At 64.9% G+C, this 20367-nt stretch carries 20 protein-coding genes; 16 read left to right on the forward strand and 4 right to left on the reverse strand.

The genetic code is table 11. The features are described from left to right. Positions 1–128: 128 nt before the first annotated feature. Both ligA and CK219_RS22820 read left to right on the forward strand, forming a co-directional pair. On the forward strand, positions 129–2336 hold the full coding sequence (gene ligA, locus CK219_RS22815) for an NAD-dependent DNA ligase LigA (protein WP_095769004.1): 2208 nt from the start codon (positions 129–131) through the stop codon (positions 2334–2336). Further along, a complete protein-coding gene (locus CK219_RS22820; RefSeq protein ID WP_095769005.1) occupies positions 2336–3028 on the forward strand; it encodes a TIGR02453 family protein in 693 nt (230 codons plus the stop codon). Before ligA ends, CK219_RS22820 begins: the two co-directional genes overlap by 1 nt. 24 nt (positions 3029–3052) lie before the next feature. On the opposite strand, the gene CK219_RS22825 is transcribed toward CK219_RS22820, so the two are convergent. Next, positions 3053–3811 (reverse strand): SDR family oxidoreductase, encoded by a 759-nt coding sequence (locus tag CK219_RS22825; protein WP_095769006.1) that lies wholly within the window; start codon positions 3809–3811, stop codon positions 3053–3055. Positions 3812–3989: 178 nt separating this feature from the next. On the opposite strand from CK219_RS22825, the gene CK219_RS22830 reads away from it, so the two are divergent. The 11 genes from CK219_RS22830 to CK219_RS22880 all read left to right on the forward strand — a co-directional run bounded on the left by CK219_RS22830 (position 3990) and on the right by CK219_RS22880 (position 14335). Beyond that, positions 3990–5399, forward strand: coding sequence for an aldehyde dehydrogenase family protein (locus CK219_RS22830; RefSeq protein ID WP_095769033.1), 1410 nt, complete (start codon positions 3990–3992; stop codon positions 5397–5399). Next, entirely contained in the window at positions 5377–6216 is an 840-nt protein-coding gene (locus CK219_RS22835; protein WP_095769007.1) for an N-formylglutamate amidohydrolase, read from the forward strand. The genes CK219_RS22830 and CK219_RS22835 overlap by 23 nt, the downstream gene beginning before the upstream one ends. Before the next feature lie 71 nt (positions 6217–6287). Next, positions 6288–6872 (forward strand): XRE family transcriptional regulator, encoded by a 585-nt coding sequence (locus tag CK219_RS22840; protein ID WP_095769008.1) that lies wholly within the window; start codon positions 6288–6290, stop codon positions 6870–6872. Positions 6873–7010: 138 nt separating this feature from the next. Continuing rightward, the gene (locus tag CK219_RS22845) at positions 7011–7736 is read left to right on the forward strand and encodes an ABC transporter ATP-binding protein (RefSeq protein WP_095769009.1); all 726 of its coding nucleotides are present in this window, start codon (positions 7011–7013) and stop codon (positions 7734–7736) included. A gap of 41 nt (positions 7737–7777) precedes the next feature. Next, entirely contained in the window at positions 7778–8932 is a 1155-nt protein-coding gene (locus CK219_RS22850; protein ID WP_095769010.1) for an ABC transporter substrate-binding protein, read from the forward strand. 16 nt (positions 8933–8948) lie between these two features. Beyond that, a complete protein-coding gene (locus CK219_RS22855; protein WP_095769011.1) occupies positions 8949–9653 on the forward strand; it encodes an ABC transporter ATP-binding protein in 705 nt (234 codons plus the stop codon). A 6-nt stretch (positions 9654–9659) separates the two neighbouring features. Continuing rightward, the gene (locus CK219_RS22860; RefSeq protein WP_095769012.1) at positions 9660–10559 is read left to right on the forward strand and encodes a branched-chain amino acid ABC transporter permease; all 900 of its coding nucleotides are present in this window, start codon (positions 9660–9662) and stop codon (positions 10557–10559) included. 117 nt (positions 10560–10676) lie between these two features. After that, entirely contained in the window at positions 10677–11672 is a 996-nt protein-coding gene (locus CK219_RS22865) for a branched-chain amino acid ABC transporter permease (RefSeq protein ID WP_245340585.1), read from the forward strand. A gap of 22 nt (positions 11673–11694) precedes the next feature. After that, on the forward strand, positions 11695–13089 hold the full coding sequence (locus CK219_RS22870) for a glutamine synthetase family protein (protein WP_095769014.1): 1395 nt from the start codon (positions 11695–11697) through the stop codon (positions 13087–13089). Positions 13090–13313: 224 nt separating this feature from the next. Then, positions 13314–14042: an AzlC family ABC transporter permease gene (locus tag CK219_RS22875; RefSeq protein ID WP_095769034.1), complete on the forward strand. Its 729-nt coding sequence runs from the start codon at positions 13314–13316 to the stop codon at positions 14040–14042. Further along, a complete protein-coding gene (locus tag CK219_RS22880; RefSeq protein ID WP_095769015.1) occupies positions 14039–14335 on the forward strand; it encodes an AzlD family protein in 297 nt (98 codons plus the stop codon). The genes CK219_RS22875 and CK219_RS22880 overlap by 4 nt, the downstream gene beginning before the upstream one ends. Before the next feature lie 447 nt (positions 14336–14782). On the opposite strand, the gene CK219_RS22885 is transcribed toward CK219_RS22880, so the two are convergent. From CK219_RS22885 to CK219_RS22895, 3 genes are all read right to left on the reverse strand, one after another. Beyond that, positions 14783–16627, reverse strand: coding sequence for an aminopeptidase P family protein (locus CK219_RS22885; protein ID WP_095769016.1), 1845 nt, complete (start codon positions 16625–16627; stop codon positions 14783–14785). A gap of 98 nt (positions 16628–16725) precedes the next feature. Continuing rightward, complete coding sequence (locus tag CK219_RS22890) at positions 16726–17598, reverse strand: 50S ribosomal protein L11 methyltransferase (RefSeq protein WP_095769017.1); 873 nt, start codon at positions 17596–17598, stop codon at positions 16726–16728. Further along, complete coding sequence (locus CK219_RS22895; protein WP_095769018.1) at positions 17598–18182, reverse strand: SCO family protein; 585 nt, start codon at positions 18180–18182, stop codon at positions 17598–17600. Before CK219_RS22895 ends, CK219_RS22890 begins: the two co-directional genes overlap by 1 nt. 230 nt (positions 18183–18412) lie before the next feature. On the opposite strand from CK219_RS22895, the gene CK219_RS22900 reads away from it, so the two are divergent. From CK219_RS22900 to CK219_RS22910, 3 genes are all read left to right on the forward strand, one after another. Then, complete coding sequence (locus tag CK219_RS22900) at positions 18413–18841, forward strand: CreA family protein (RefSeq protein WP_224600994.1); 429 nt, start codon at positions 18413–18415, stop codon at positions 18839–18841. 64 nt (positions 18842–18905) lie between these two features. After that, complete coding sequence (locus tag CK219_RS22905) at positions 18906–19574, forward strand: DapH/DapD/GlmU-related protein (protein WP_095769020.1); 669 nt, start codon at positions 18906–18908, stop codon at positions 19572–19574. 298 nt (positions 19575–19872) lie between these two features. Continuing rightward, positions 19873–20367, forward strand: a complete 495-nt coding sequence (locus CK219_RS22910) for a low affinity iron permease family protein (RefSeq protein ID WP_176477125.1) — start codon at positions 19873–19875, stop codon at positions 20365–20367.

Genomic DNA, 20367 nt, shown 5'->3' on the forward strand with positions numbered 1-20367 from the left:
CCTCGTCGATTCCAATCCGAGTCAGCAGATGGCTGCATCGTGCTGTTCAGCAATGATTTTTGCGCAAGCCCACTCCCTGCCGTCAAATCCTGATTTATAGTGGCGCGCCACAATCCAAGGACTGATGCATGTCGGAAAAACCCGTCGATTCGTTGAGCGAAGGCGAAGCCGCGGATGAGCTGAAGCAACTGGCGGCGGAGATTGCCGAGCATGACCGGCGTTATCACACCGAGGACGCGCCGACGATCACCGATGCCGAGTATGATGCGCTGCGCCGGCGCAACCTCGCCATCGAAGAGCGCTTCCCCGATCTCGTGCGCGAGGATTCGCCGACGCGACGGGTCGGCGCCCCGCCCGCGGAGGGCTTTACCAAGGTGCGGCACGCGGTGCCGATGCTGAGCCTCGCCAAGGCCTATACCGACCAGGATGTCGCCGATTTCATCGAGCGCGGAAGGCGTTTCTTCGACCGCGACAAGGACCTCGACATCGCCTTCACCGCCGAACCGAAGATCGACGGGCTGTCGGCCTCGTTGCGCTACGAGAGCGGCGTGTTCGTGCAGGGCGCGACGCGTGGCGACGGCACGGTCGGCGAGGACATCACCGCCAATTTGAAAACGATTGCCGACATCCCGAAGAAGTTGCAGGGTTCGGGCTGGCCGGAAATCATCGAGATCCGCGGCGAGGTCTACATGACCTATGCCGAATTCGAGGCTTTGAAGCAGCGTTCAGCGGCGGTCGGCGGCCAGGATTACGTCAATCCGCGCAACACGGCTGCAGGGTCGCTGCGCCAGAAGGATCCATCGGTCACCGCCAGCCGCAATCTGAAATTCTTCGCCTATGCCTGGGGCTATACGACAGCGGACCCAGCGCCGACGCAGTTCGATTCCGTACAGAAGTTCAAGGAATGGGGCTTCAAGGTCAGCCCGCTGATGGTGCGGGCGAAGTCCATCGACGACCTGATCGCGCATTACCACCGCATCGAGGAGCAGCGCTCCTCGCTCGGCTACGACATAGACGGCGTCGTCTACAAGGTCGACCAGCTCGAGCTGCAGCGCCGCTGGGGTTTCGTCACCGGCGAGCCGCGCTGGGCGGTCGCCCACAAATTTCCGGCCGAGCAGGCGATGACGACCGTCGAGAGGATCGACATCCAGGTCGGCCGTACCGGCACGCTGGCGCCGGTGGCGCGGCTTGCGCCGGTCACGGTCGGCGGCGTGGTGGTCGAGAATGTCACGCTGCATAATGAAGACTACATCAAGGGTTTCGACAGCAACGGCCAGCCGATCCGCGACGGCATCGATGTGCGCATCGGCGACATGGTGGTGATCCAGCGGGCAGGGGACGTCATCCCGCAGATCGTCAGCGTCGTCATCGACAAGCGGCCGGCCAATGCCGTGCCTTATGGATTCCCGCATACCTGCCCGGTCTGCGGCTCGCCGGCGACGCGCGAGATCAACGAGAAGACGGGCAAGGAGGATTCGCGGCGGCGCTGCACCGGCGAGATGATCTGCGCCGCGCAGGCGGTCGAAAGGCTGCGTCACTTCGTGTCGCGCGGCGCGCTCGACATCGAAGGCCTCGGTGCCGAAAACATCGACCTGTTCTTCAATTCTGGGCTGGTGAAGACCGCCGCCGATATCTTCACGCTGAAGGACCGAAGGCCCGCCGTCACCAGGGCGCTAGCCGAGCGACGGGAGGAGCAGGCGAGGCTGCGCGAGGAAGCCTCGGGCAAGGCGCGCAAGAATGTTCGCAGCGTCGAGGAGCGTAATTATGAAGGTCTCGACAAGTTGTTTTCGGCCATCGACGCGCGCCGCGAGCCGGAGCTCGACCGTTTCATCTTCGCGCTCGGCATCCGCCATATCGGCGAGACGACGGCGGCCGTGCTTGCCCGCCAATTCTCGACCATCGAGGAGCTGATCCGTATCGGCAAGGAGACGGCGAAGGCCGAGGATCCGCACAGCGTGTTCCCATCGATCAACGGCATCGGCGATACGGTGATCAACGCGTTGCGCGACTTCTTCGGCAATGAGCGCAATGACGACGTGCTGGACGCATTGCTGGCGCAGGTTCATCCGAAACCCTACGTCATGGAAATCTCGGCCGGCAGCGAAGTCTCGGGCAAGACGGTGGTGTTCACCGGCTCGCTGGAAAAGATGACGCGATCCGAAGCCAAGGCGATGGCGGAGCGGCTCGGCGCCAAGGTCGCGGGCTCGGTTTCGGCCAAGACAGACCTGGTGGTGGCGGGTCCCGGCGCCGGCTCGAAGCTGAAAGTTGCGAGCGATCTCGGCATCGAGGTGATCGACGAGGACACATGGCTGCAGCGCATCGGCAGGGGCGGCTAATGACTGGCGCGTTCAAGGGTTTTGGGCCGAAGGCCATTCCGTTCCTGAAGGCGCTCGACTTCCACCAGAGCCGTGAGTGGTTCCAGGAAAACCGCGACCTTTACGACAGCGAGCTGCATGGGCCGTTCTGCGATCTGGTCGAGACGCTCACAGAGCGTTTCGAGGCGGCCAAGCTCGGCTTGCGCGGCGACCGCAAGAAATCGCTGTTCCGCATCAATCGCGACGTGCGCTTTTCCAAGGACAAGCGGCCCTACAATCGGCATCTCTCGGCGATTCTGTCGCCCGACGGCACCAAGATGGAGCAGGGCGTCTTCTACGTGCATATCGGGCTCGAGCGCTGCTTCGCGGGTGTGGCCTGGTGGCAGCCGGCGCCTGAATTGCTGCAGGCGATGCGCAAGGCGATCGTGACCAAGCCGGCCGCGTTCCGCGGCATGGTCGCATCGCTCAAGAAGGCCGGCCTGGAGCTCGATGCGGAAGACCGCCTGAAGCGGGTGCCGCGCGGTTTCGAGGATCTCGGTGACGAGGATCTCGCCCAGGCGGTGCGCAACCGGCATTTCGTGGTCCGGCACGACATCGATCCGGCGACGATCCATTCGCCGGCGCTGGTCGACGATCTCGTCGGCTTCACGCTTGGCGCCAAGCCGCTGCTCGACTGGGGCCGGGCGATCCAGGGGACGGCTGTCGCGGCCTGACGCCGCCTCCGACTGTCGCCGGGCTTACATCCGCATCAGCAGGCCGCCGTCGACGGCAAGCTCTATGCCGGTGATATAGCTCGCGGCGTCCGAGAGCAGGAAGAGCGCGGCGTTTGCCATGTCCTGCGGCGTGCCGATGCGGCCGAGCGGCGTATAATTCGCCACGGCGGCGCGCTTTTCTTCGGTGTCCCAGCGCGCCTGCAGCGGCGTTAGTGCCATGCCGGGGCAGATCGCGTTGGAGCGGATGCCGTCGCCGGCAAGCTGCATGGCAAGCGACTTCGACAGCGCGCAGACGCCTGCCTTCGAGGCCTGATAGGCATCCTGAGGCTTCGGGTCGCCGCGATACCATTGAATGGTCGAGAAATGCACCATGGCGCCGCCGCGGCCGCCGGCGCGCATCTGCGGAACGACCGCGCGTGCGGTGTGCACGAAGGATTTCAAGTTGATGTTGAAGACCTGATCCCAGACATCGAGATCCATTTCGAGCGCCGATTTGTCGCGGCCGAACCACAATACGCCGGCGACATTGGCGAGATAGTCGATGCCGCCACGCTCGCGGCCCGCCGCACCGATGGTCCGTTCCACGAAGGCCGCGTCGGTCAAATCGCCCTGGGCGAAGGTGAGCCGGTCGTCATACGAGGCGAGGGAGGCCGGACGCGGCTTGATGTCGATGGCGGTGACGGAGGCGCCGGCATCGAGCAGCGCCAGCGCGATCGCTTCGCCCATCCCGCCGCCAGCTCCGGTGACGACCGCATGCCGGCCCGTGAAATCATAGACGACCATTCATCCCCCCTCGGTTCTTGCTGCAAGGCGCGGCGCTATCTCTGCGCCAAGGCGCGATGGCGGGACAATAGGGGCCGACAAAAAATCCATCAAGCCGTATTCGAAAAAATTTGCCAAAATAGAAAATCGCGATATCGTGCCGTGGCTGACAGCTTCCTTTTGGGTGGATTCCAAGACCATGACCCTGCATTCCGGCGCGCGGACCTTCTCGGTGACCTCTCCTGTCGACGGCTCGATCTATGCCAAGCGCAACTATGCGGACGGGGCCGCGATCGAGGCGGCCGTCGCCCGCGCTCGCGCGGCGCTGCCGGGCTGGCGGCGGACGCCGCTGGCCGAGCGCCTGGCGATCCTTCTGCGCTTCGGCGAGGAGATGAAGGCGCGCGCCGCTCCGCTGGCCGAGGCGGTGGCGTGGCAGATCGGCAGGCCCTTGTGGCAAGCCGACGAGACGCCGCGCCTGGCGCTGATCGGCGAATTGCTTGCCGGTGCCGCGCCCGAGACGCTGGCCGACACGCCCTATCCGTCGGACGAGAACATCCGCCGCTATGCCAAGCCGGTGGCCGGCGGCCTACATCTTTCGATCTGCGCCTGGAATTACCCGACCGCCATGCTCGGCTATCTGGTCACGTCGCCGCTTGCCGCGGGCAATGTGGTGATCTTCAAGCATTCGCCGCAGACGCCGCTGATCGCGGAGCTCGCCGAGGAGGCTTTTCGCGCGGCCGGCGGGCCGGAAGGGGTCTTCCAGTGCCTGCATCTCGATCATCCGGATGCGGAGCGGCTGATCGCTTCCGGCGTCTTCAACGCCGTCAATTTCATCGGTTCGGTCAATGGCGGCCGGCGCGTGCATGCGGCGGCGGCCGGCACCTTCACCCAAGTCCATCTCGAGCTTGGCGGCAAGGATCCGACCTATGTGCGCTCCGACGCCGACCTCGAGGCGGCGGTTCCGCTGATCGCAGAGGGCAGCTATTCCAATGCCGGCCAGTCCTGCTGCTCGGTGGAGCGAATCTATGTCGACCGCCTGATTCACGACCGTTTCGTCGAGGCGCTGGTCGCCGAGACGGTGAAGTGGTCGATCGGCCATCCGATCGCTGAAAAGCCGATGGTCGGCCCGGTGGTGCGCGCGGTCGCGGCCGACACCATCCGCGACCTGACCGAAGGCGCGGTGCGAGCAGGGGCGAAGCGCCTGATGCCGCAGGATGGCGCGCGCAAGGCGGCAAGCCTCGGGACCGCCTATGTCGCGCCGGAGGTGCTGACCGGCGTCGACCACAGCATGCCGATCATGCGCGACGAGCTGTTCGGGCCGGTGGCCTGCGTTCAGGCCGTCGGCGGCGACGACGAGGCGATCCGGCTGATGAATGACAGCGACTATGGCTTGAGCGCCTCGATCTGGACGCGCGATGTCGAGCGTGGCGTGGCCTTGCTCGACGAGGTCGAGGCAGGCACGGTCTATCTCAACCGTTGCGATCACGCCGACCTCTATCTGCCCTGGGGCGGCATCAAGAATTCCGGCCTCGGCCGCACCAATGGGCGTGCCGGGCTGATCGAGGCGACGGCGGCGAAGGCTTATCATGTCCGCTCCGTCATCGCCTGACCGCCAGCGGCATCCGGCCGTGCGCGATCTTGAAAAGCTTGGCGACGCGGCCGTCGCGGCGCTCGCCGGGGCCGGGGTGGAACGATTGCTGCCGGATGCGACCAGCCCCTATCTTCTGATTGCCGAGCATGCCGGCAACGTCGTGCCGGCGCCGTGGCGCGACCTTGGCCTGGCGGAGCCTTATCTCGGCACGCATTTCGCGGTGGACATCGGCGTCGACGCGCTGACGCGCCGGCTCTCGCGAACGCTGCGGGCGCCGGCGGTGATCGCGCGCTATTCACGGCTGTTCCTCGACTATAACCGCCCCGCCGAGGAGTGGGACTTCATGCGTCCCGACCTCGGCGGCATCCCGCTGCCGGGCAATCTCGCTGTGGACGCGGCGGATGCGAGGCTGCGCAAGCTCGTCGCCTGGGCGCCGGTTGAACGGGCAATCATCGAAGCCGCTGTCGGCAGGCGGGCGCTGATTTCGGTGCACTCCTTCACGCCGGTGATGGGCGGCGTGAAGCGCAATGTGGATATCGGCGTGCTGTGGCGGGAACAGTCGCCCTTCGTCGCCTCGGTGCTAAAAACGCTCAGGGCCCACGGCCCGGAAGCAGGCTTCAGAATCGGCGATAACGAACCTTACGACTGGCGCCAGGCTGTCGGCTACACCTTGAACCGGCACGGGCTGCAGCAGGGCCGGCCCTGCCTCTACCTCGAGCTGCGCAACGACTTGCTTGCCGATCCGGAAACTTTCGAACGCGTCAGCCGCCTCCTGGAGGCTGCCTTTGCCACCATCGCGATATCCCTATGGCCGCAATCAGCCGTAGCCGTCTGAAGGCTGGACGCTCAAATATCGGAACGCTAGAGCTTGTCGAATTGGAAACACGGCAGCCAAGGGCGTGGACGATGCAAGGCAATGTGGGCAGCAAGATCCGCGACGCGCGCAAGCAGCAGAACATCACCTTGCGCGATCTCAGTGAGCGCTCCGGCCTTTCCGTTTCGCAGCTGTCGAAGCTCGAGAACGGCAAGGCGAGGCTGACCGTCGACATCGCGCTGATGATCGCCGGCGTGCTGCATGTGCCGGTGGCCTCCTTCCTGTTCAGCCCGAAGCCCGGACCGCAGGCGCGCCGCTCGATCACGCGCGCCGGCAGCGGCATCCTGCATGAAGGCAACGCCATGGAATTCGAGGTCCTGTGCAGCGATTTCCGCGACAAGACCAATATTTTCTGGCGCGTGACGCTGCGCGCCAGAACCTTCGAGGAAAACGGCGGCTGGCGCAGCCATTCGGGTGAGGAGTTCATCCATGTGCTGAGCGGCAGCCTGCAGCTCCACACGCTCCACTACGACCCGAGCGTCCTGCAGCCCGGCGACAGCATCCTGTTCGACGGCGAAATGCAGCACGCCTATGTGGCGCTCGGCGACGAGCCCGTCATCATGCTGATGTCGAACACGGTACCGCGCGACGGGCTGCCGCCGGGAGCAGGCGTCTGACCGACGGGCCTCAGCCCTTCCGCTCAAGAATTTTTCTAGAATGGAAAAAAATACTTGTTATGGAAAAGTCGGAGGACTAGCATCCTTTGACCGGCCGACAGGAGAACAGCCAGCGGCCGGGAATGGGAGAGATGACCGATGCTGTCGGTTGGGGCAGTCAGCAAGACATTCGGCGGCGTGCAGGCGTTGCGCAGCGCCTCGCTGACCTGCGAGGCGGGCGAGATCCTCGGTCTCATTGGTCCGAACGGCGCCGGCAAATCCACCCTCGTCAACGCCATTTCGGGCGTGCTCAAGCCGGACAGCGGCAGCGTGCGCCTCGCGGGCGAAGAGATCACCGGCCGGAGCCCGGAGCATTGCGCGCGGGCAGGGATTGGCCGCACCTTCCAGACCATCAGATTATTCAAGGACCTGACTGTGCGGCAGAATGTCGAGGTCGCGCATATCAATTGTCGGGCCGTGCGCTCCGATGCCGCCATGCGCATCGGCGTCGATCAGCTTCTGCAGCAATATGAGCTCGCAGGCTTCGCCGACAGCCCGGCCGGAACGCTGCCCTATGGCAGCCAGCGCCGGCTCGAGATCGCACGCGCGCTGGCGCTTGGGCCGTCGCTGTTGTTGCTCGACGAACCGGCCGCCGGTCTCAACGAGGCCGAGTCGGAGACGCTGGCCATCGCCATCGAAGGCATTCGCCGCGACGTCGGCTGCGCGACCATCGTCATCGATCACGACCTGCGCTTCATCAACCGGCTCTGCGACCGGCTTTGCGTGATGGACCAGGGCCAGGTGATCGCCTCGGGCGAGACGGAAGACGTGTGGCGCGATCCGCGCGTCATTGAGGTCTATGTCGGGCAGTCAGAGACGGCCTGAAGGCCCGGAAGAACAACCGCAATGAGAGGAAGGAGGGTAGAATGGAAAAGATTTTGCTGGGAGCCGCGGTGCTGACCGCGGGACTGCTGCAGGCCGGGCATGCAGGCGCCGCCGATCTGAAGATCGGGCTTGCGGTCGCCATGACCGGCGCCTACGCGCCCTATAGCGAGGCCGAGGGCGCGCGCTGCATGGCCGACAGGCTGAACAAGGCCGCAAGCGCGAACGATCCCAAGGTCGAGCTGATGATCGAGGACAACCGCTCCGATCCGCAGCTTTCGGTCTCGCTCGGCCAGAAATTCCTCGATGCCGGCGCGCAGGTGATCACCGGCGTGCCGTTTCCCGATGCGCTGATCCCGATGGCGCAGACCGCGCAGCCTTATGGCGCAACCGTGTTCTCGGCTCCGAACACGCAGCTCGAGATGCAGCAGGCTGGGCTCGACAACTTCATCGCCGGCGCCGTGCCCGATCCGATCAATGCCTCGGCCACCGCCAACGCGCTTTACGGCAAGGGCGCGCGGACCGTCGCGCTGATGGTGTCACCCGATGCCGGGTCCTACTCGGAGAAGCTGCCGGAGTGGTTCGGCGAGGTGTTCGAGCATCTCGGTGGCAAGGTGGTCGGCAAGTTCAACTATTCCTACGGCACCACCGACTGGTCCCCGCAGATCGCCTCGATCAAGGCGTTGCCGCAGAAGCCGGACGCGATCCATATCTGCGCAGTGCTGCCCGATGTCGGCATCCTGATCCGGCAATTGCGCGCCAACGGCTACGAGGGGTGGGTGGCGGGCTGCGATGCCTTCGACGACAAGTCGCTGGAAGGCACGGTCGGCGATCCGAAGTCGCTGGAAAAGGTGATGTTCGCGACCCATGGCGCGACCGGCGTCGACGGCCCGATCGACAAGTTCCTCGCCCAGTGCAAGGCCGACGGCTACAAGATCAACGGCATCTTCGACGCGCTCGGCGCCGACATGGTGCAGATCAGCTACGAAGCGGCGAAAAAGGCCGGCACCGTCGACCCCGCCGCCTTACGCGAGGCGATCCGCGCGCCTGGCGGCTATCCGGGCACCACCGCGCCGACGATCTCCTTCGCCGAGAAGAAGGGCTATCCGGTCAAAGCCGTGCCGGTGATGGGCTTTGCCGACGGCAAGCGGGTGCTGATCACCGACACGCCGCCGACCTTCGTTCCGGCGCTGAACTAAGCGGGGCCGGGAACACGTGCTGAAGGTTGAGAAGCTTGTCGTGCGCTATGGCGCCGTCACGGCGGTGCGCGAGTTGTCGCTCGAGGTGGGGCAGGGCGAGCTTGTCGCCCTGCTCGGGCCCAACGGCGCCGGCAAGAGCTCGACCATCAACGCGCTGACCGGTCTGGTGACGCCAGCTTCAGGGCGCATCGTGCTCGACGGCAAGGACATCTCGCATGTCCGCACCGAGGACCGCATCCGTGCCGGACTGACCGCGACGCCGGAAGGCCGGCACATCTTCTCCAACCTGAGCGTCGGCGAGAACCTGCGGCTTGGAGCCGCGACAAGGCGCGACCCCGCCGGCGTGCGCCAGGATATCGAGCGGTTCCTGTCGCTGTTCCCGGTGCTGTCCGAACGCTTCGGCCAGGCGGCCGGCACGCTTTCGGGCGGCGAGCAGCAGATGCTGGCGATCGCCCGTTCGCTGATGTCGCGGCCGAAGCTGCTGCTGCTCGACGAGCCGTCGCTGGGGCTCGCGCCCAAGATCGTGGCGCGCATCTTCGATTTCATCGGCGAGCTCAAGGCGCAAGGGCTGACGCTGCTGGTGGTCGAGCAGAACGCCAAACAGGCGCTGCGCTTCGCCGACCGCGTCTATGTCGTGAGTTCGGGCACGCTGCGCTATGACGGACCGCCGGCCAGACTCGCCGACGAGCACGGCCTGTTCAACCTTTATATCGGCGGGTAGGCGGCGATGGATTACGCCTTGCAGCAACTCCTCAACGCGCTCGCCTTCGGTGCGGAATATTCCCTGGTGGCGCTCGGGCTCGCCGTCGTCTTCTCGATCATGGGGCTGGTGAATTTCGCCCATGGCGAGATCATCGGGGTCTCGGCCTACAGCGTGTTCCTGGCTGCCGCGCTCGGGCTGACCTCGCCCTTCGTCGCGGTGCTGCTTGCCGTCGGCATGGCGGCGCTGGCGGCGGTGGTGTTCGAACGCGTCGCCTTCCGGCCGGTGCGCTATGCGCCTACCACCACCGGGCTGCTCACCGCCTTCGGCGTGTCGATCGTGGTGCAGAACCTTTTCATGCTTTTGATCTCGCCAAAGCCGCAGTCGGTCTCGATCCTCAACGGCTTGAACCAGATGTGGTTCTTCGGCCCCTTCGCCGTCTCCTCGCTGCAAGTGATGGAACTGATCGTGTCGGGCCTGACCATCCTTGCGCTCGTGCTCTTCCTCAACCGCTCGACGCTCGGGCTCGCCATTCGCGCTGCCGCGCGCGACTTCGCCACCGTGCGGCTGATGGGGATCAAGGCAAACCGGGTGATTGCCACGGCGTTTGCGATTTCGGGCGCGCTGGCGGGCATCGCCGCCGTCTTCATCCTGGCGCGGCGCGGCAGCGTCTCACCCGATCTCGGCTTCGGCCTGGTGCTGAAGGCCTTTGTCGCCTGCGTCATCGGCGGCTTCGGCTCGCTGCCGGGTGCTGCGGTCGGCGGCATGCTGCTCGGCTTCATCGAAGTCGGCCTGCTCGTCGCGCTGCCGCAGGAATATGCGGGCTTCCGGGACGCGCTCACCTACGCCATCATCGTCGCGCTGCTTGTCTACCGGCCGGAAGGCCTGCTTGGCCAGCGCATCGAACTCGGCGACAAAGAGATTTAGGGCGGGAGATCTGACGTGGCAGGCTCCGAACTCTCGCAAGCGGTCGAACAGATGGCGGCGCCGGCCGCCACCGCGTAGCCCGGCAACGCGATCCTCCGCTCGCTGATCGGCGGGCTGGTGACAGCGCTGCCGGTGCTGGCGATCGGGCTCCTGGTGCTGAACTTCGCGCCGACCTACTACACTTTCCTGGCGCTCGGCGCCTTCGTGAACCTGATCGTCGTGGTCGGGCTGCAAGTGTTCATGGGCAATTCCAACATCGCCAATCTCGGCCACAGCGCCTTCGTCGGGCTTGGCGCCTATGGCGTCGCCATCCTGTCGACGCCGCTTGCCATGAAGAAGCTGTCGATCCCCCACGCGCCGTTCGGCTTTGCGACGCTGGAGCTCGATCCGGTTTCGTCGGCGCTCATTGCGCTCTTGGTGATCGGCATCGTGGCGCTGGTCAGCGGCAAGGTGATCAGCCGGCTGTCGGGGGTCGCTGCGACCATCGTCAGCCTGGCGCTGCTCATCATCGTCCATTCGGTTTTCATCAACTGGACCAATCTGTTCAAGGGCAACCAGGCTTTCTTCGGCATTCCGAAAGTGGTCGGCCTGCCGTGGATGCTGGTCTTCGCGGTGCTGGCGATCGTGGCGGCGCGACTGTTCAAGGACAGCCGCTGGGGTTTGCAGCTGCGGGCCAGCGCGCAGAGCCCTCAGGCTGCGGCTGCGCTCGGCATCGATGCGAAGAAACTGCGGCTCATGTCATGGGTGCTGTCGGCGCTGATCTGCGGGCTCGCCGGCGTGCTCTACGCCTATTTCGCCGGCACGATCAGCCCAAAACTGTTCTATTTCCAGATGATCTTCAACACGCTGGCGATGCTGATCCTCGGCGGCATGGCAACGGTGACTGGGGCGGTCACCGGCGTCATCGTGCTTTCGATCGGGCTGGAATTCATCCGCAGCATCGAGTCCGGCGTGACGGTCGCGGGTATCCAGATGCCGCAGCTGCTCGGCCTGTCGGGCGTGGCGCTCGGCGTTGTCATCGTGCTTTGCATGGCGTTCCGGCCGAGCGGCATCAGCGGACGGCACGAGCTCGACGAGCTGCTCTCGCTTCTTTTGCGGCGCAGCGCCAAATAGCTTTTCCTGGTGGAGGTTGAACGTGGAATTTGAGGACAGGGTGGCGGCGTATGCGCCGAAGCTCGAGGCGCTGCAGGCCGAGCTTGCATCGCGCGGCGTCGAATTCGTCGAGGTGCATACGGTCGACACCTCGGGCGTCGTACGCTCCAAGATCGCGCCGCTGAAGCTCTCCACAGCCGGTGAGTCGATCAATGCCATCCTCTATTGCGTCACGCATGGCGACGGCCAGCCGATGGGCGACGTCGCCTTCGCCTCGCCGAGCGCCAATGAGGAGAACGGCTTTCCTAATATCAAGGGTATCATCGATCCGGACACAGTGGTGCAGCATGGCTGGAAGCCGAAATTCGCCTCCGCCATCACGCGCTCCTACATGCTGGACGGCTCGATCTGCCCGTATGATCCGCGCGGCGTTCTGGCGCGCGTCGAGGAGCGTGCGCGGGCGCTTGGCTATGAGCCGAAATTCGCGCTCGAATACGAGTTCGGCATTTTCCACGCCGACCATGATCTGATGCGCGCCGGCCGCTATCGCGAGCTGAAGCCATGGGGCCATTCGCTGATCAACTACGACCTCGTGCGCAGCGGCGAATACCAGGATTTCGCCGCCGAGTTCATTACGCGCATGAAGAGCATCGACATCGGCGTCGCCTCGCTGGTGACCGAATATGGCTACGGCATGTATGAATACGCGCTAACGCCGAAGAGCGCGTTGGCGGCGGCGGATGCCGCGATGCGCGCCAAGCTGCATCTGCGCGAGCTGTGCGCCGAGCGTGGCTTGGTGGCGACCTTCATGACGCGCTTCCAGCCGCCGGGCAAGGAAAGCGCCTGCGGCGCGCACCATCATGTCAGCCTGTGGCGGGACGGCAAGCCGGCCTTCGCGGCTGGACCGAACCGGCTGACGCCGGTCGGCGAGAAATTCCTCGCCGGCGTGCTCAACCGCATGCAGGAGACCCATATTTTCTTCCGGCCGACGGTCAACTCCTACCGCCGCTTCGATCGCGGCGCGTGGTCGCCGGAAGACGTCGCCTGGGGCTTCGAGAACCGCACCGCGCCGATCCGCGCCATCACCACGCCAAACGATGCCGCGTGCCGGTTCGAGCACCGGGCGCCTGGCGCCGACGTCAATCCCTATCTCTCGATCGCCGCGATCCTGGCGGCCGGCTGCGAAGGCATCGAGAAGGATTTACCGCTCGAGGCGCCGGTGACGAGCAACCTCGCCAATCTCGACAAGCCGAAGCTGCCGCGCACGCTGAATGCTTCTATTGAAGCCTTCGCCGCATCCGATTTCTGCGCCGAGGCGTTCGGCGAAGCGTTCCGCGACAACTACGCCGAAAGCCGCCGCGCCGAGCAGGCGGCCTTCGATGCCTGGCAGGCCTCGCATATCACGGACTTCGAGTGGCAGCGCTATTTCGTCAGCTGAGCTGCCTGAAGATTTCCAACGTTTCGCAACCCGGCGATCAGTTCCGCTGATCGCTGGGTCAAGCGAATTGGTGTGACATTGGAGGCGACGCTCTCTAAATCAAGCCGCTCTCAAAGCGCGTGCGCTGAACGAATCCAGGCGACGCGCTTTAAGTCTTTTGTTGATGCATGTCGTTGTCCCAGAACCGCTGCGCACTTCTGGGCGACATGCACGAGGAGCGGCGCATGGCAGCGGAAGCAATCTCTGAAGGCAGAACGGGCGGCGATTTCTGGGACGGCGTGCGGCTTTCAATGCCGGTGGTCGTCGCCTCCGCGCCGTTCGCGATCCTGTTCGGCACGATCGCCGTCGACAATGGGTTTTCCGTCCTCGAAGCCTTCCTGATGAGCGCCATGATCTATGGCGGCGCCAGCCAGATGGTCGGCATCGAACTGTTCGGCCAGCATGTCGCGCCATGGCTGATTGTGCTGTCGATCTTCGCGGTGAACTTTCGCCACGTGCTCTATTCGGCCGGCATCGGCAGGCGCATCGCGCATTGGCCGGTGCTGCAGCAGGCGCTCGGCTATTTCATCCTGACGGATCCGCAATTCGCCATCGCCGAGGCGAGGGCGGAGTCCGGCCGTCCCGTCGGCTTCGTCTGGTATCTGGGGCTAGGCCTGCCGGTCTATGTGTTCTGGGTTATCGAAAGCGGATTGGGTGCGGTGTTCGGCAAGCTGATCCCCGACACGCATGCGCTGGGCATCGATTTCCTTTTGCCGATCTATTTCCTGGGCCTGGTGCTCGGCTTTCGCAAACGGCCGCTCTGGGCGCCCGTCGTCGCCGCCAGCGCCGTCGCCTCGATCATCGCCTATCGAACCGTGGGCTCACCCTGGCATGTCTCGATCGGCGCGGTCGCCGGCATCGTCCTGGCGGTGATCCTGCCGCCGCATCACAGCGGCGTGGGCAAGCGGCCATGAGCACGACCTTCTGGATCATCCTGGCCGGCGCCGTCGCCACCTATCTGACCCGTGTCGGCGGCCACCTCGTCATCTCGCGCTTTGAGAACATCCATCCGCGCGTCGAGGCCGGGTTGAACGCCGTGCCGGCCGCGGTGCTGACGACGCTCGTCGCGCCGGAACTGCTGCATGCCGGGCCGGCCGAATGGGCGGCGCTGATCGTCACTGTGCTGGTGTCGCTGCGCGGCGGCCTGATGGCGATGTTTCTGGCTGGGGCCGCTGTCCTGATTCTGGCGAGGCAGTTCGTCGGATAGCTTTCCATCCTGAATGGCTGGCGCTGCCCCTCATTGTCCTGCCCGTCCTCCGCAGCAGCTTCGGAGGATGAACTGGGCATTTCTCGCTGTGGAGCGCTAGGGGATGCACACATTTCCCAAGCGGCTGGTTTTTGGACGATAGCGTGCATAGCAGCTTGGCGCATGCATTGTCTTACGCTGCGCTGGTCGACCCCCACTCCGTCTCGGCTTCGCCGAGCCACCTCTCCCCCGATCGACGGGGGAGAGGAAAGGCGCCGAGCTTTTTGCCGCCAACGCTCGTCCAGCAAGGCTCCCTTCCTTTCCCTCCGGAGGGGGAAAGGTGGCGCTGCGAAGCAGCGACGGATTGGGGGAACCACGTGGCAATCAAGGCTTCGGCCTGATCAGTCGCGCCAGTCACAGAAGATGTGTGCATGGCGTAGCCGTCGAACCGGGAGACAGAAGCTCACATCAAATCTTGGCGTCGTGGGGCAGCGGCGCGGTAGCTTTCTCCAGCCAGGCCAGCGTTTCGCCGTCGACCATCGGGCCGATCTCGGACAGCACCCGGGCGTGATAGCGGTCCAGCCACTGCAACTCGTCCCGATGCAGCAGGTCGGTGCGGATCAGCCGCTTGTCGATCGGCGCCAGCGTCAGCGTCTCGAAGCCGTGCATGGCGATGTCGCCGCCCTCGATCTGCTCTGCCGGCGTGACCAGGAGCAGGTTCTCGATGCGGATGCCGTAGGCGCCTTCCTTGTAGTAGCCCGGTTCGTTGGACAGCATCATGCCGGCAAGCAGCTTTTCTGTGCCGGTGCGGGCGATGCGCTGCGGCCCTTCATGCACGGCGAGGTAGGAGCCGACCCCGTGGCCGGTGCCGTGGGCGAAGTCGCAGCCATGCTTCCACAGCGCCACGCGGGCAACGGCGTCGATCTCCGAACCGCGCGTGCCGGCGGGGAAGCGCAGCGTCGAGATGCCGATCATGCCCTTCAGCACGAGGGTGAAGCGCTCGCGCATCTCCTCGCTCGGCTGGCCGATCGGCACGGTGCGGGTGATGTCGGTCGTGCCGTCCTGATACTGGCCGCCGGAATCGAGCAGGAACAGCTCGCCGCTTTCAAGCTTGCGGCTGGTGGCGCGCGAGACGCGGTAGTGCATGATGGCGCCGTTCGGGCCGGCGCCGGAAATCGTGTCGAAGGAGACGTCGCGCAGCGGCATCTGCGTTTCCTCGCCGGTCTGCCGGCGCACCTCCTCAAGCTTGGTGACGACGGCGATTTCGTCCAGCGTGCCGGGCTTCTGGCGGTCGAGCCAGCACAGCAACTTGGCGACCGCGGCGCCGTCGCGGCGATGCGCGGCGCGGCTGCCGGCGATCTCGGCCTGGTTCTTGGTCGCGCGGGGGATACGCGCCGGGTCGGCCGCCAAGACGACCGTGCCGCCATTGTCCTCGACCAGCATGCGGAGCTTCTCCGCCGCCAGCACCGGATCGAGCGCGATCTTGGCGCCGTCCTTGGCTAGCGCGACGATGGCGGCTTCGAACTCGCCCGGATCATGCGGATCGGCAAGCTGGGTGAGATAGGCTGCGACCTGGCGCGGGAATTTACGCTGGTCCATGAACAGCTGATGCTTGCCGTCGGCGGCGAGGATGGCGAAGCCCAGCGCCAGCGGCGTATGCGGCACGTCGCCGCCACGGATGTTGAAAGCCCAGGCGATCGAGGACGGATCGGTCAGCACCGCATGGGTGGCGCCGTCCTTTTCGATCGCGCCTGCCAGCCGCTTGAGCTTGTCCTTGGCGAGCTCGCCGGCAAGGTTTTGCGGATGGATCTCGACAGCCGCGCGGGGCGGTTCCGGCTGATCCGTCCAGATGATGTCGACGGGATTCCTGTCGAGCGGCACCAATGTCGCGCCGGATTGCTCGGCCGATGCCTTCAGCGCCTTGATCTCGCCGATCGTGTGCAGCCAGGGGTCGAAGCCGAGCCTTGCGCCCTTGCCGAGATTGTCCTTGATCCAACTGGCCGGCGGATTGTCGACAAGGCTTTCGACGGTGAAGATCGACAGGTCGACCTCATTGCGCACCTGCAGCGTGTAGCGGCCGTCGACGAAGATGAAGGCGCGGTCGCGCAGCACGATCGCGACGCCGGCCGAACCGGAAAAGCCAGTCAGCCACTTCAGCCGCGCCGAGCGGTCGGCGACATATTCGCCCTGGTGCTCGTCCGCGCGGGGAACAAGGAAGCCATCCAAACCATTCTCGGCCAGCCATTGCCGCAGCTGCGCCACACGCGGCTTACCGACGGCAGGATCACCAGCGGAATCAAAGGTCTGGAACATTTTTGGCCTCTCTTCGATGCTTGTTGCGAGGGTAGCGCATGACCCCGGAAATCGGAATCGATTTCGGCAGGGCCAGATCGGCTGGATGCAACCCGGCCTCAGCGCTTGAGGTGGATGGTCACCCAGCCCTCGCGATGCAAGGTGCGCACGTGGCGGAAAGCCTGTCCGACATAGGCCGAGATCACCGCGTCGCGCTGCCGGTCGAGGATGCCGGAGAGCACCAGCGAGCCGCCGAGCCTGATGTGCTTGGCCATTTCGGGCGCGAGCCGCATCAGCGGCCGGGCCAGGATGTTGGCGACGATGAGGTCGAAAGGTGCGCGCCTGGCGAAGATCGGATGATGGAAGCCGGGCGCCGTCACCGTCTCGACCAGCGCCTTGACGTGGTTGAGGCGGGCATTGGCGGCGGCGACGCGGACGGCGACTGGATCGATGTCGGTCGCCAGCACCGGGATATGCGCGAGCTTGGCCAGCGCAATCGCAAGCACGGCGCTGCCGGTGCCGAGGTCGAGCGCGTTGCGCGGCCGCTCGCGCAGCACCACCTGCTCCAGAACTTCGAGGCAGCCGGCGGTGGTGCCGTGGTGTCCGGTGCCGAAGGCAAGGCCCGCCTCGATCTCGATGGCGAGATCGCCGCTGCGACGCTTGGCCCGGTCGTGCGAGCCGTGGACGAAGAAGCGTCCGGCGCGGACCGGCTTCAAGCCTTCCAGCGAGCGCGACACCCAGTCGACGTCGGGAAGGACCTCACGCTCGACAGGCTTCGGCAGGCCGAGACCGGCGAGGACATCCCTGACTCGGACCTCGACAGGATCGACGTCGCCATCGGCGTAGAGCGACACTTCGTGGATATCTTTTTCCTCGTCGAGCTCCAGCACGGCGATGGGCAGGCCGTCCTCCTCGAAGGCGGCGTCCAGTGCGGCAAAGATGCGGTCGGCCTCGAGCTTGTTGGCGGTGAAGTGGAGCCTAGTCTGGCCCATCAGGTTTGCCCACCCGCAGCCAGCCGCTTCAGCTTGGCTATCGCGGTGTCGGCGCTCTCCCCATAGGCGATGGTGCCGGCGAAATCGCCCTTGGCGTTGAGCAGCAGCACCGAGGCCGTGTGGTCCATCGTGTAGTCGCCGTCGCCGGTGTCGACCTTCTTCCAATAGATACCGAAGGCCTTGGCCATGGCGTGCACCTTGTCCGGATCGCCGGTGATGCCGGTGATCCGGTCGGAGAAGTTGCTGACATAGGTGTTCATCGTCTCCGGCGTGTCGCGTTCGGGATCGACGGTGACGAAATAGGCGTTGAGGTCCTTGCCGCTGTCGCCCATCGTCTTCAGCCAGCCGGCGAGCTCAAACAGTGTCGTCGGGCAGACTTCAGGGCAATGGGTGAAGCCGAAGAACACGACGCTGGGGTGTCCCCTGAAGGCGGCTTCGGTGATCGGCGCGCCTTTCTGGTCGACCAGCGTGAAGGGCGCGCCGAAGGGCTCGCCGCCATAGTGGCCCCGGTACCAGTCGAATGTCAGCCAGCCGATGCCCGCCGCCATCAGGACGAGAATGCCGACCAGGATTGAGCGCATCATTAGTGAATGTCCGTTGCTTTGGCTGGAAGCCAGTTCGGCGACAGTCTTAGCGGGTCGGCGCCGGGCGCGCAAAGATGTCGCGTTGCCGCAAGCCGCCGGGCGGGCCGATCGGCTTGCAAACGCCACGATCCTGTCCCACCTGACGTCGGCAAACGTGAACCGAGGAGGCTTCCTTGCGAAAACTGATCGGCTTGTTCGCCGCCTGTCTTGCCCTGAGCTCCGGCGCGGCCATGGCTGACGAAGTGGGTAAAGTGGGTGTCGACTGGGTCGGCAACGACATCATGGTCGACGCGATCAAGGACCCGAAGGTCGACGGCGTCACCTGCCATGTCGCCTATTTCGACCGCAGCATCATCGACCGGCTGCATAAGGGCAACTGGTTCGAGGATCCTTCCGATTCGTCGATCTCCTGCCGCCAGACCGGGCCGATCACCATCGGCGACATCGACATGGGCGAGGGCGGCGAGGAGGTGTTCAAGCAGGGCCTCAGCCTGATCTGGAAAAAGCAGGTGGTGAACCGCATCTACGACAAGAAGAACGAGACGCTGATCTATCTGTCGCATTCGCGCCAGGTGCAGAACGGCTCGGCGAAGATGTCGGTCACGACCGTGCCGCTTTACGGCCAGAACGTGGTGTGGACCAAGGGCAAGCCGCAATAGGCGATAGGCTTGGCGGGGGCAGGCCGCGCTTGCGGGGCCGTCACCGCCGGCGTAAAGGCCTCTCATGGATCGTCCTGAAACCCTCGTCCTCAAGGATCCCGAGCCGCGCATCCATCCGACCGCGGAGCTGAAGGCATGCAAGCTCGGCCGCTATGCCTCGATCGGCGAGCGGGTGATCCTGCGCGAGGTGAGCGTCGGCGACTTTTCCTATTTCGAACGCCATTGCGAGGCGATCTACACGACGATCGGCAAGTTCTGCTCGATCGCTGCGAACAGCCGCATCAACGCGCTCGAGCATCCGATCGAGCGGCTGACACAGCACAAGGTCAGCTACCGGCCGAACGAGTATTTTCGCTGGCTGGGCGTCGACACGGCTTTTCGCGCGCGACGGCAAGCAAAATCGGTCATCATCGGCCATGATGTCTGGATCGGACACGGCGCGGTGATCATGCCGGGTGTCGCGATCGGCAACGGCGCGATCATCGGCGCCAATGCGGTGGTGACACATGACGTCGCGCCCTACACGATCGTCGCAGGCGTTCCGGCAAAGCCGCTGCGCCGGCGGTTCTCCGCCACCGTCGCGTCGCGCGTCGAAGCCCTTGCCTGGTGGGACTGGCCGCCCGAGAAACTGGCGAGCGCAATCCCCGATATGCAGGCCATGCCGATCGAAGCCTTTCTCGATCGTTGGCAAGAAACGCTCACCGACACGGGCGGAACGCCGTCGAGCACATGACCGGCGCTGTCTGACCGGTCCCCTTCCACTCTCGGAACTAAATGCCCCTTCCGCCATGCGGGGGTGGCGCAGCGGAAGGGGCAGGAGGTAAACCGCCGTGAAGCGGAAGGAACAGGCTTTCGGCCTGCACCGGCACTATTGCAAATAAACGGATAAGGTGTTTTTTCGCGAAACTGCGCTTTCTGCGTGTAGCCGATTGCGTGCACGTGTCGGCACAAAATTCGATCCAGCGGAACCGGAGCGGGCGGCAGCTTGTTTCTTCGCAAATGCCAGCACATCCACGGTTCGAGGGACTTGCATGATCGAGAAGGTTTTCACGCGGATAGCTAACCAGGTGGCACATCTGGCGGGGCTGCCGCCCACCTTCGCCATCTGTGTGGCGATCGTGGTTGTATGGGCGTTGAGTGGACCGCTCTTCGGGTTCTCGGACACCTGGCAATTGGTCATCAACACCGGCACCACCATCATCACCTTTCTGATGGTGTTCCTGATCCAGAACACGCAAAATCGCGATGGCGCGGCGATCCAGGCCAAGCTGGACGAACTGATCAGGGTCAGCCGCGCCCATAACCATTTCATCGGAATCGAACACCTGACGGAGTCAGAGGTGGAGGAGATCCGCTCGAAATGCGAGGCGGCGGCAAAACGGCATGACAGCGAGATCGCCGAAAAGGCGGCCAAGAAGGCCATCGCCGGAAAGAACGGTACCAGGCATGCGCCGAAGACCGCCGGCGCGGCCACAAAGAAGACCGCGGCCGGGAAGAACGCATCCAAGAAGAAAGCCGCGGCTTGA

This window comes from Mesorhizobium sp. WSM4313 (assembly GCF_002294725.1).
Taxonomy (GTDB): Bacteria; Pseudomonadota; Alphaproteobacteria; order Rhizobiales; family Rhizobiaceae; genus Mesorhizobium.

Bases quoted from the DNA above. Each gene is read 5' to 3' on its own strand.
- CK219_RS22820 (WP_095769005.1), top strand. From the start codon at position 2,336: ATGACTGGCGCGTTCAAGGGTTTTGGGCCGAAGGCCATTCCGTTCCTG.
- CK219_RS22830 (WP_095769033.1), top strand. From the start codon at position 3,990: ATGACCCTGCATTCCGGCGCGCGGACCTTCTCGGTGACCTCTCCTGTC.
- CK219_RS22840 (WP_095769008.1), top strand. From the start codon at position 6,288: ATGCAAGGCAATGTGGGCAGCAAGATCCGCGACGCGCGCAAGCAGCAG.
- ligA (WP_095769004.1), top strand. From the start codon at position 129: ATGTCGGAAAAACCCGTCGATTCGTTGAGCGAAGGCGAAGCCGCGGAT.
- CK219_RS22880 (WP_095769015.1), top strand. From the start codon at position 14,039: ATGAGCACGACCTTCTGGATCATCCTGGCCGGCGCCGTCGCCACCTAT.
- CK219_RS22835 (WP_095769007.1), top strand. From the start codon at position 5,377: ATGTCCGCTCCGTCATCGCCTGACCGCCAGCGGCATCCGGCCGTGCGC.
- CK219_RS22905 (WP_095769020.1), top strand. From the start codon at position 18,906: ATGGATCGTCCTGAAACCCTCGTCCTCAAGGATCCCGAGCCGCGCATC.
- CK219_RS22885 (WP_095769016.1), bottom strand. From the start codon at position 16,627: ATGTTCCAGACCTTTGATTCCGCTGGTGATCCTGCCGTCGGTAAGCCG.
- CK219_RS22825 (WP_095769006.1), bottom strand. From the start codon at position 3,811: ATGGTCGTCTATGATTTCACGGGCCGGCATGCGGTCGTCACCGGAGCT.
- CK219_RS22910 (WP_176477125.1), top strand. From the start codon at position 19,873: ATGATCGAGAAGGTTTTCACGCGGATAGCTAACCAGGTGGCACATCTG.
- CK219_RS22895 (WP_095769018.1), bottom strand. From the start codon at position 18,182: ATGATGCGCTCAATCCTGGTCGGCATTCTCGTCCTGATGGCGGCGGGC.
- CK219_RS22850 (WP_095769010.1), top strand. From the start codon at position 7,778: ATGGAAAAGATTTTGCTGGGAGCCGCGGTGCTGACCGCGGGACTGCTG.
- CK219_RS22860 (WP_095769012.1), top strand. From the start codon at position 9,660: ATGGATTACGCCTTGCAGCAACTCCTCAACGCGCTCGCCTTCGGTGCG.
- CK219_RS22875 (WP_095769034.1), top strand. From the start codon at position 13,314: ATGGCAGCGGAAGCAATCTCTGAAGGCAGAACGGGCGGCGATTTCTGG.
- CK219_RS22900 (WP_224600994.1), top strand. From the start codon at position 18,413: ATGGCTGACGAAGTGGGTAAAGTGGGTGTCGACTGGGTCGGCAACGAC.
- CK219_RS22845 (WP_095769009.1), top strand. From the start codon at position 7,011: ATGCTGTCGGTTGGGGCAGTCAGCAAGACATTCGGCGGCGTGCAGGCG.
- CK219_RS22890 (WP_095769017.1), bottom strand. From the start codon at position 17,598: ATGGGCCAGACTAGGCTCCACTTCACCGCCAACAAGCTCGAGGCCGAC.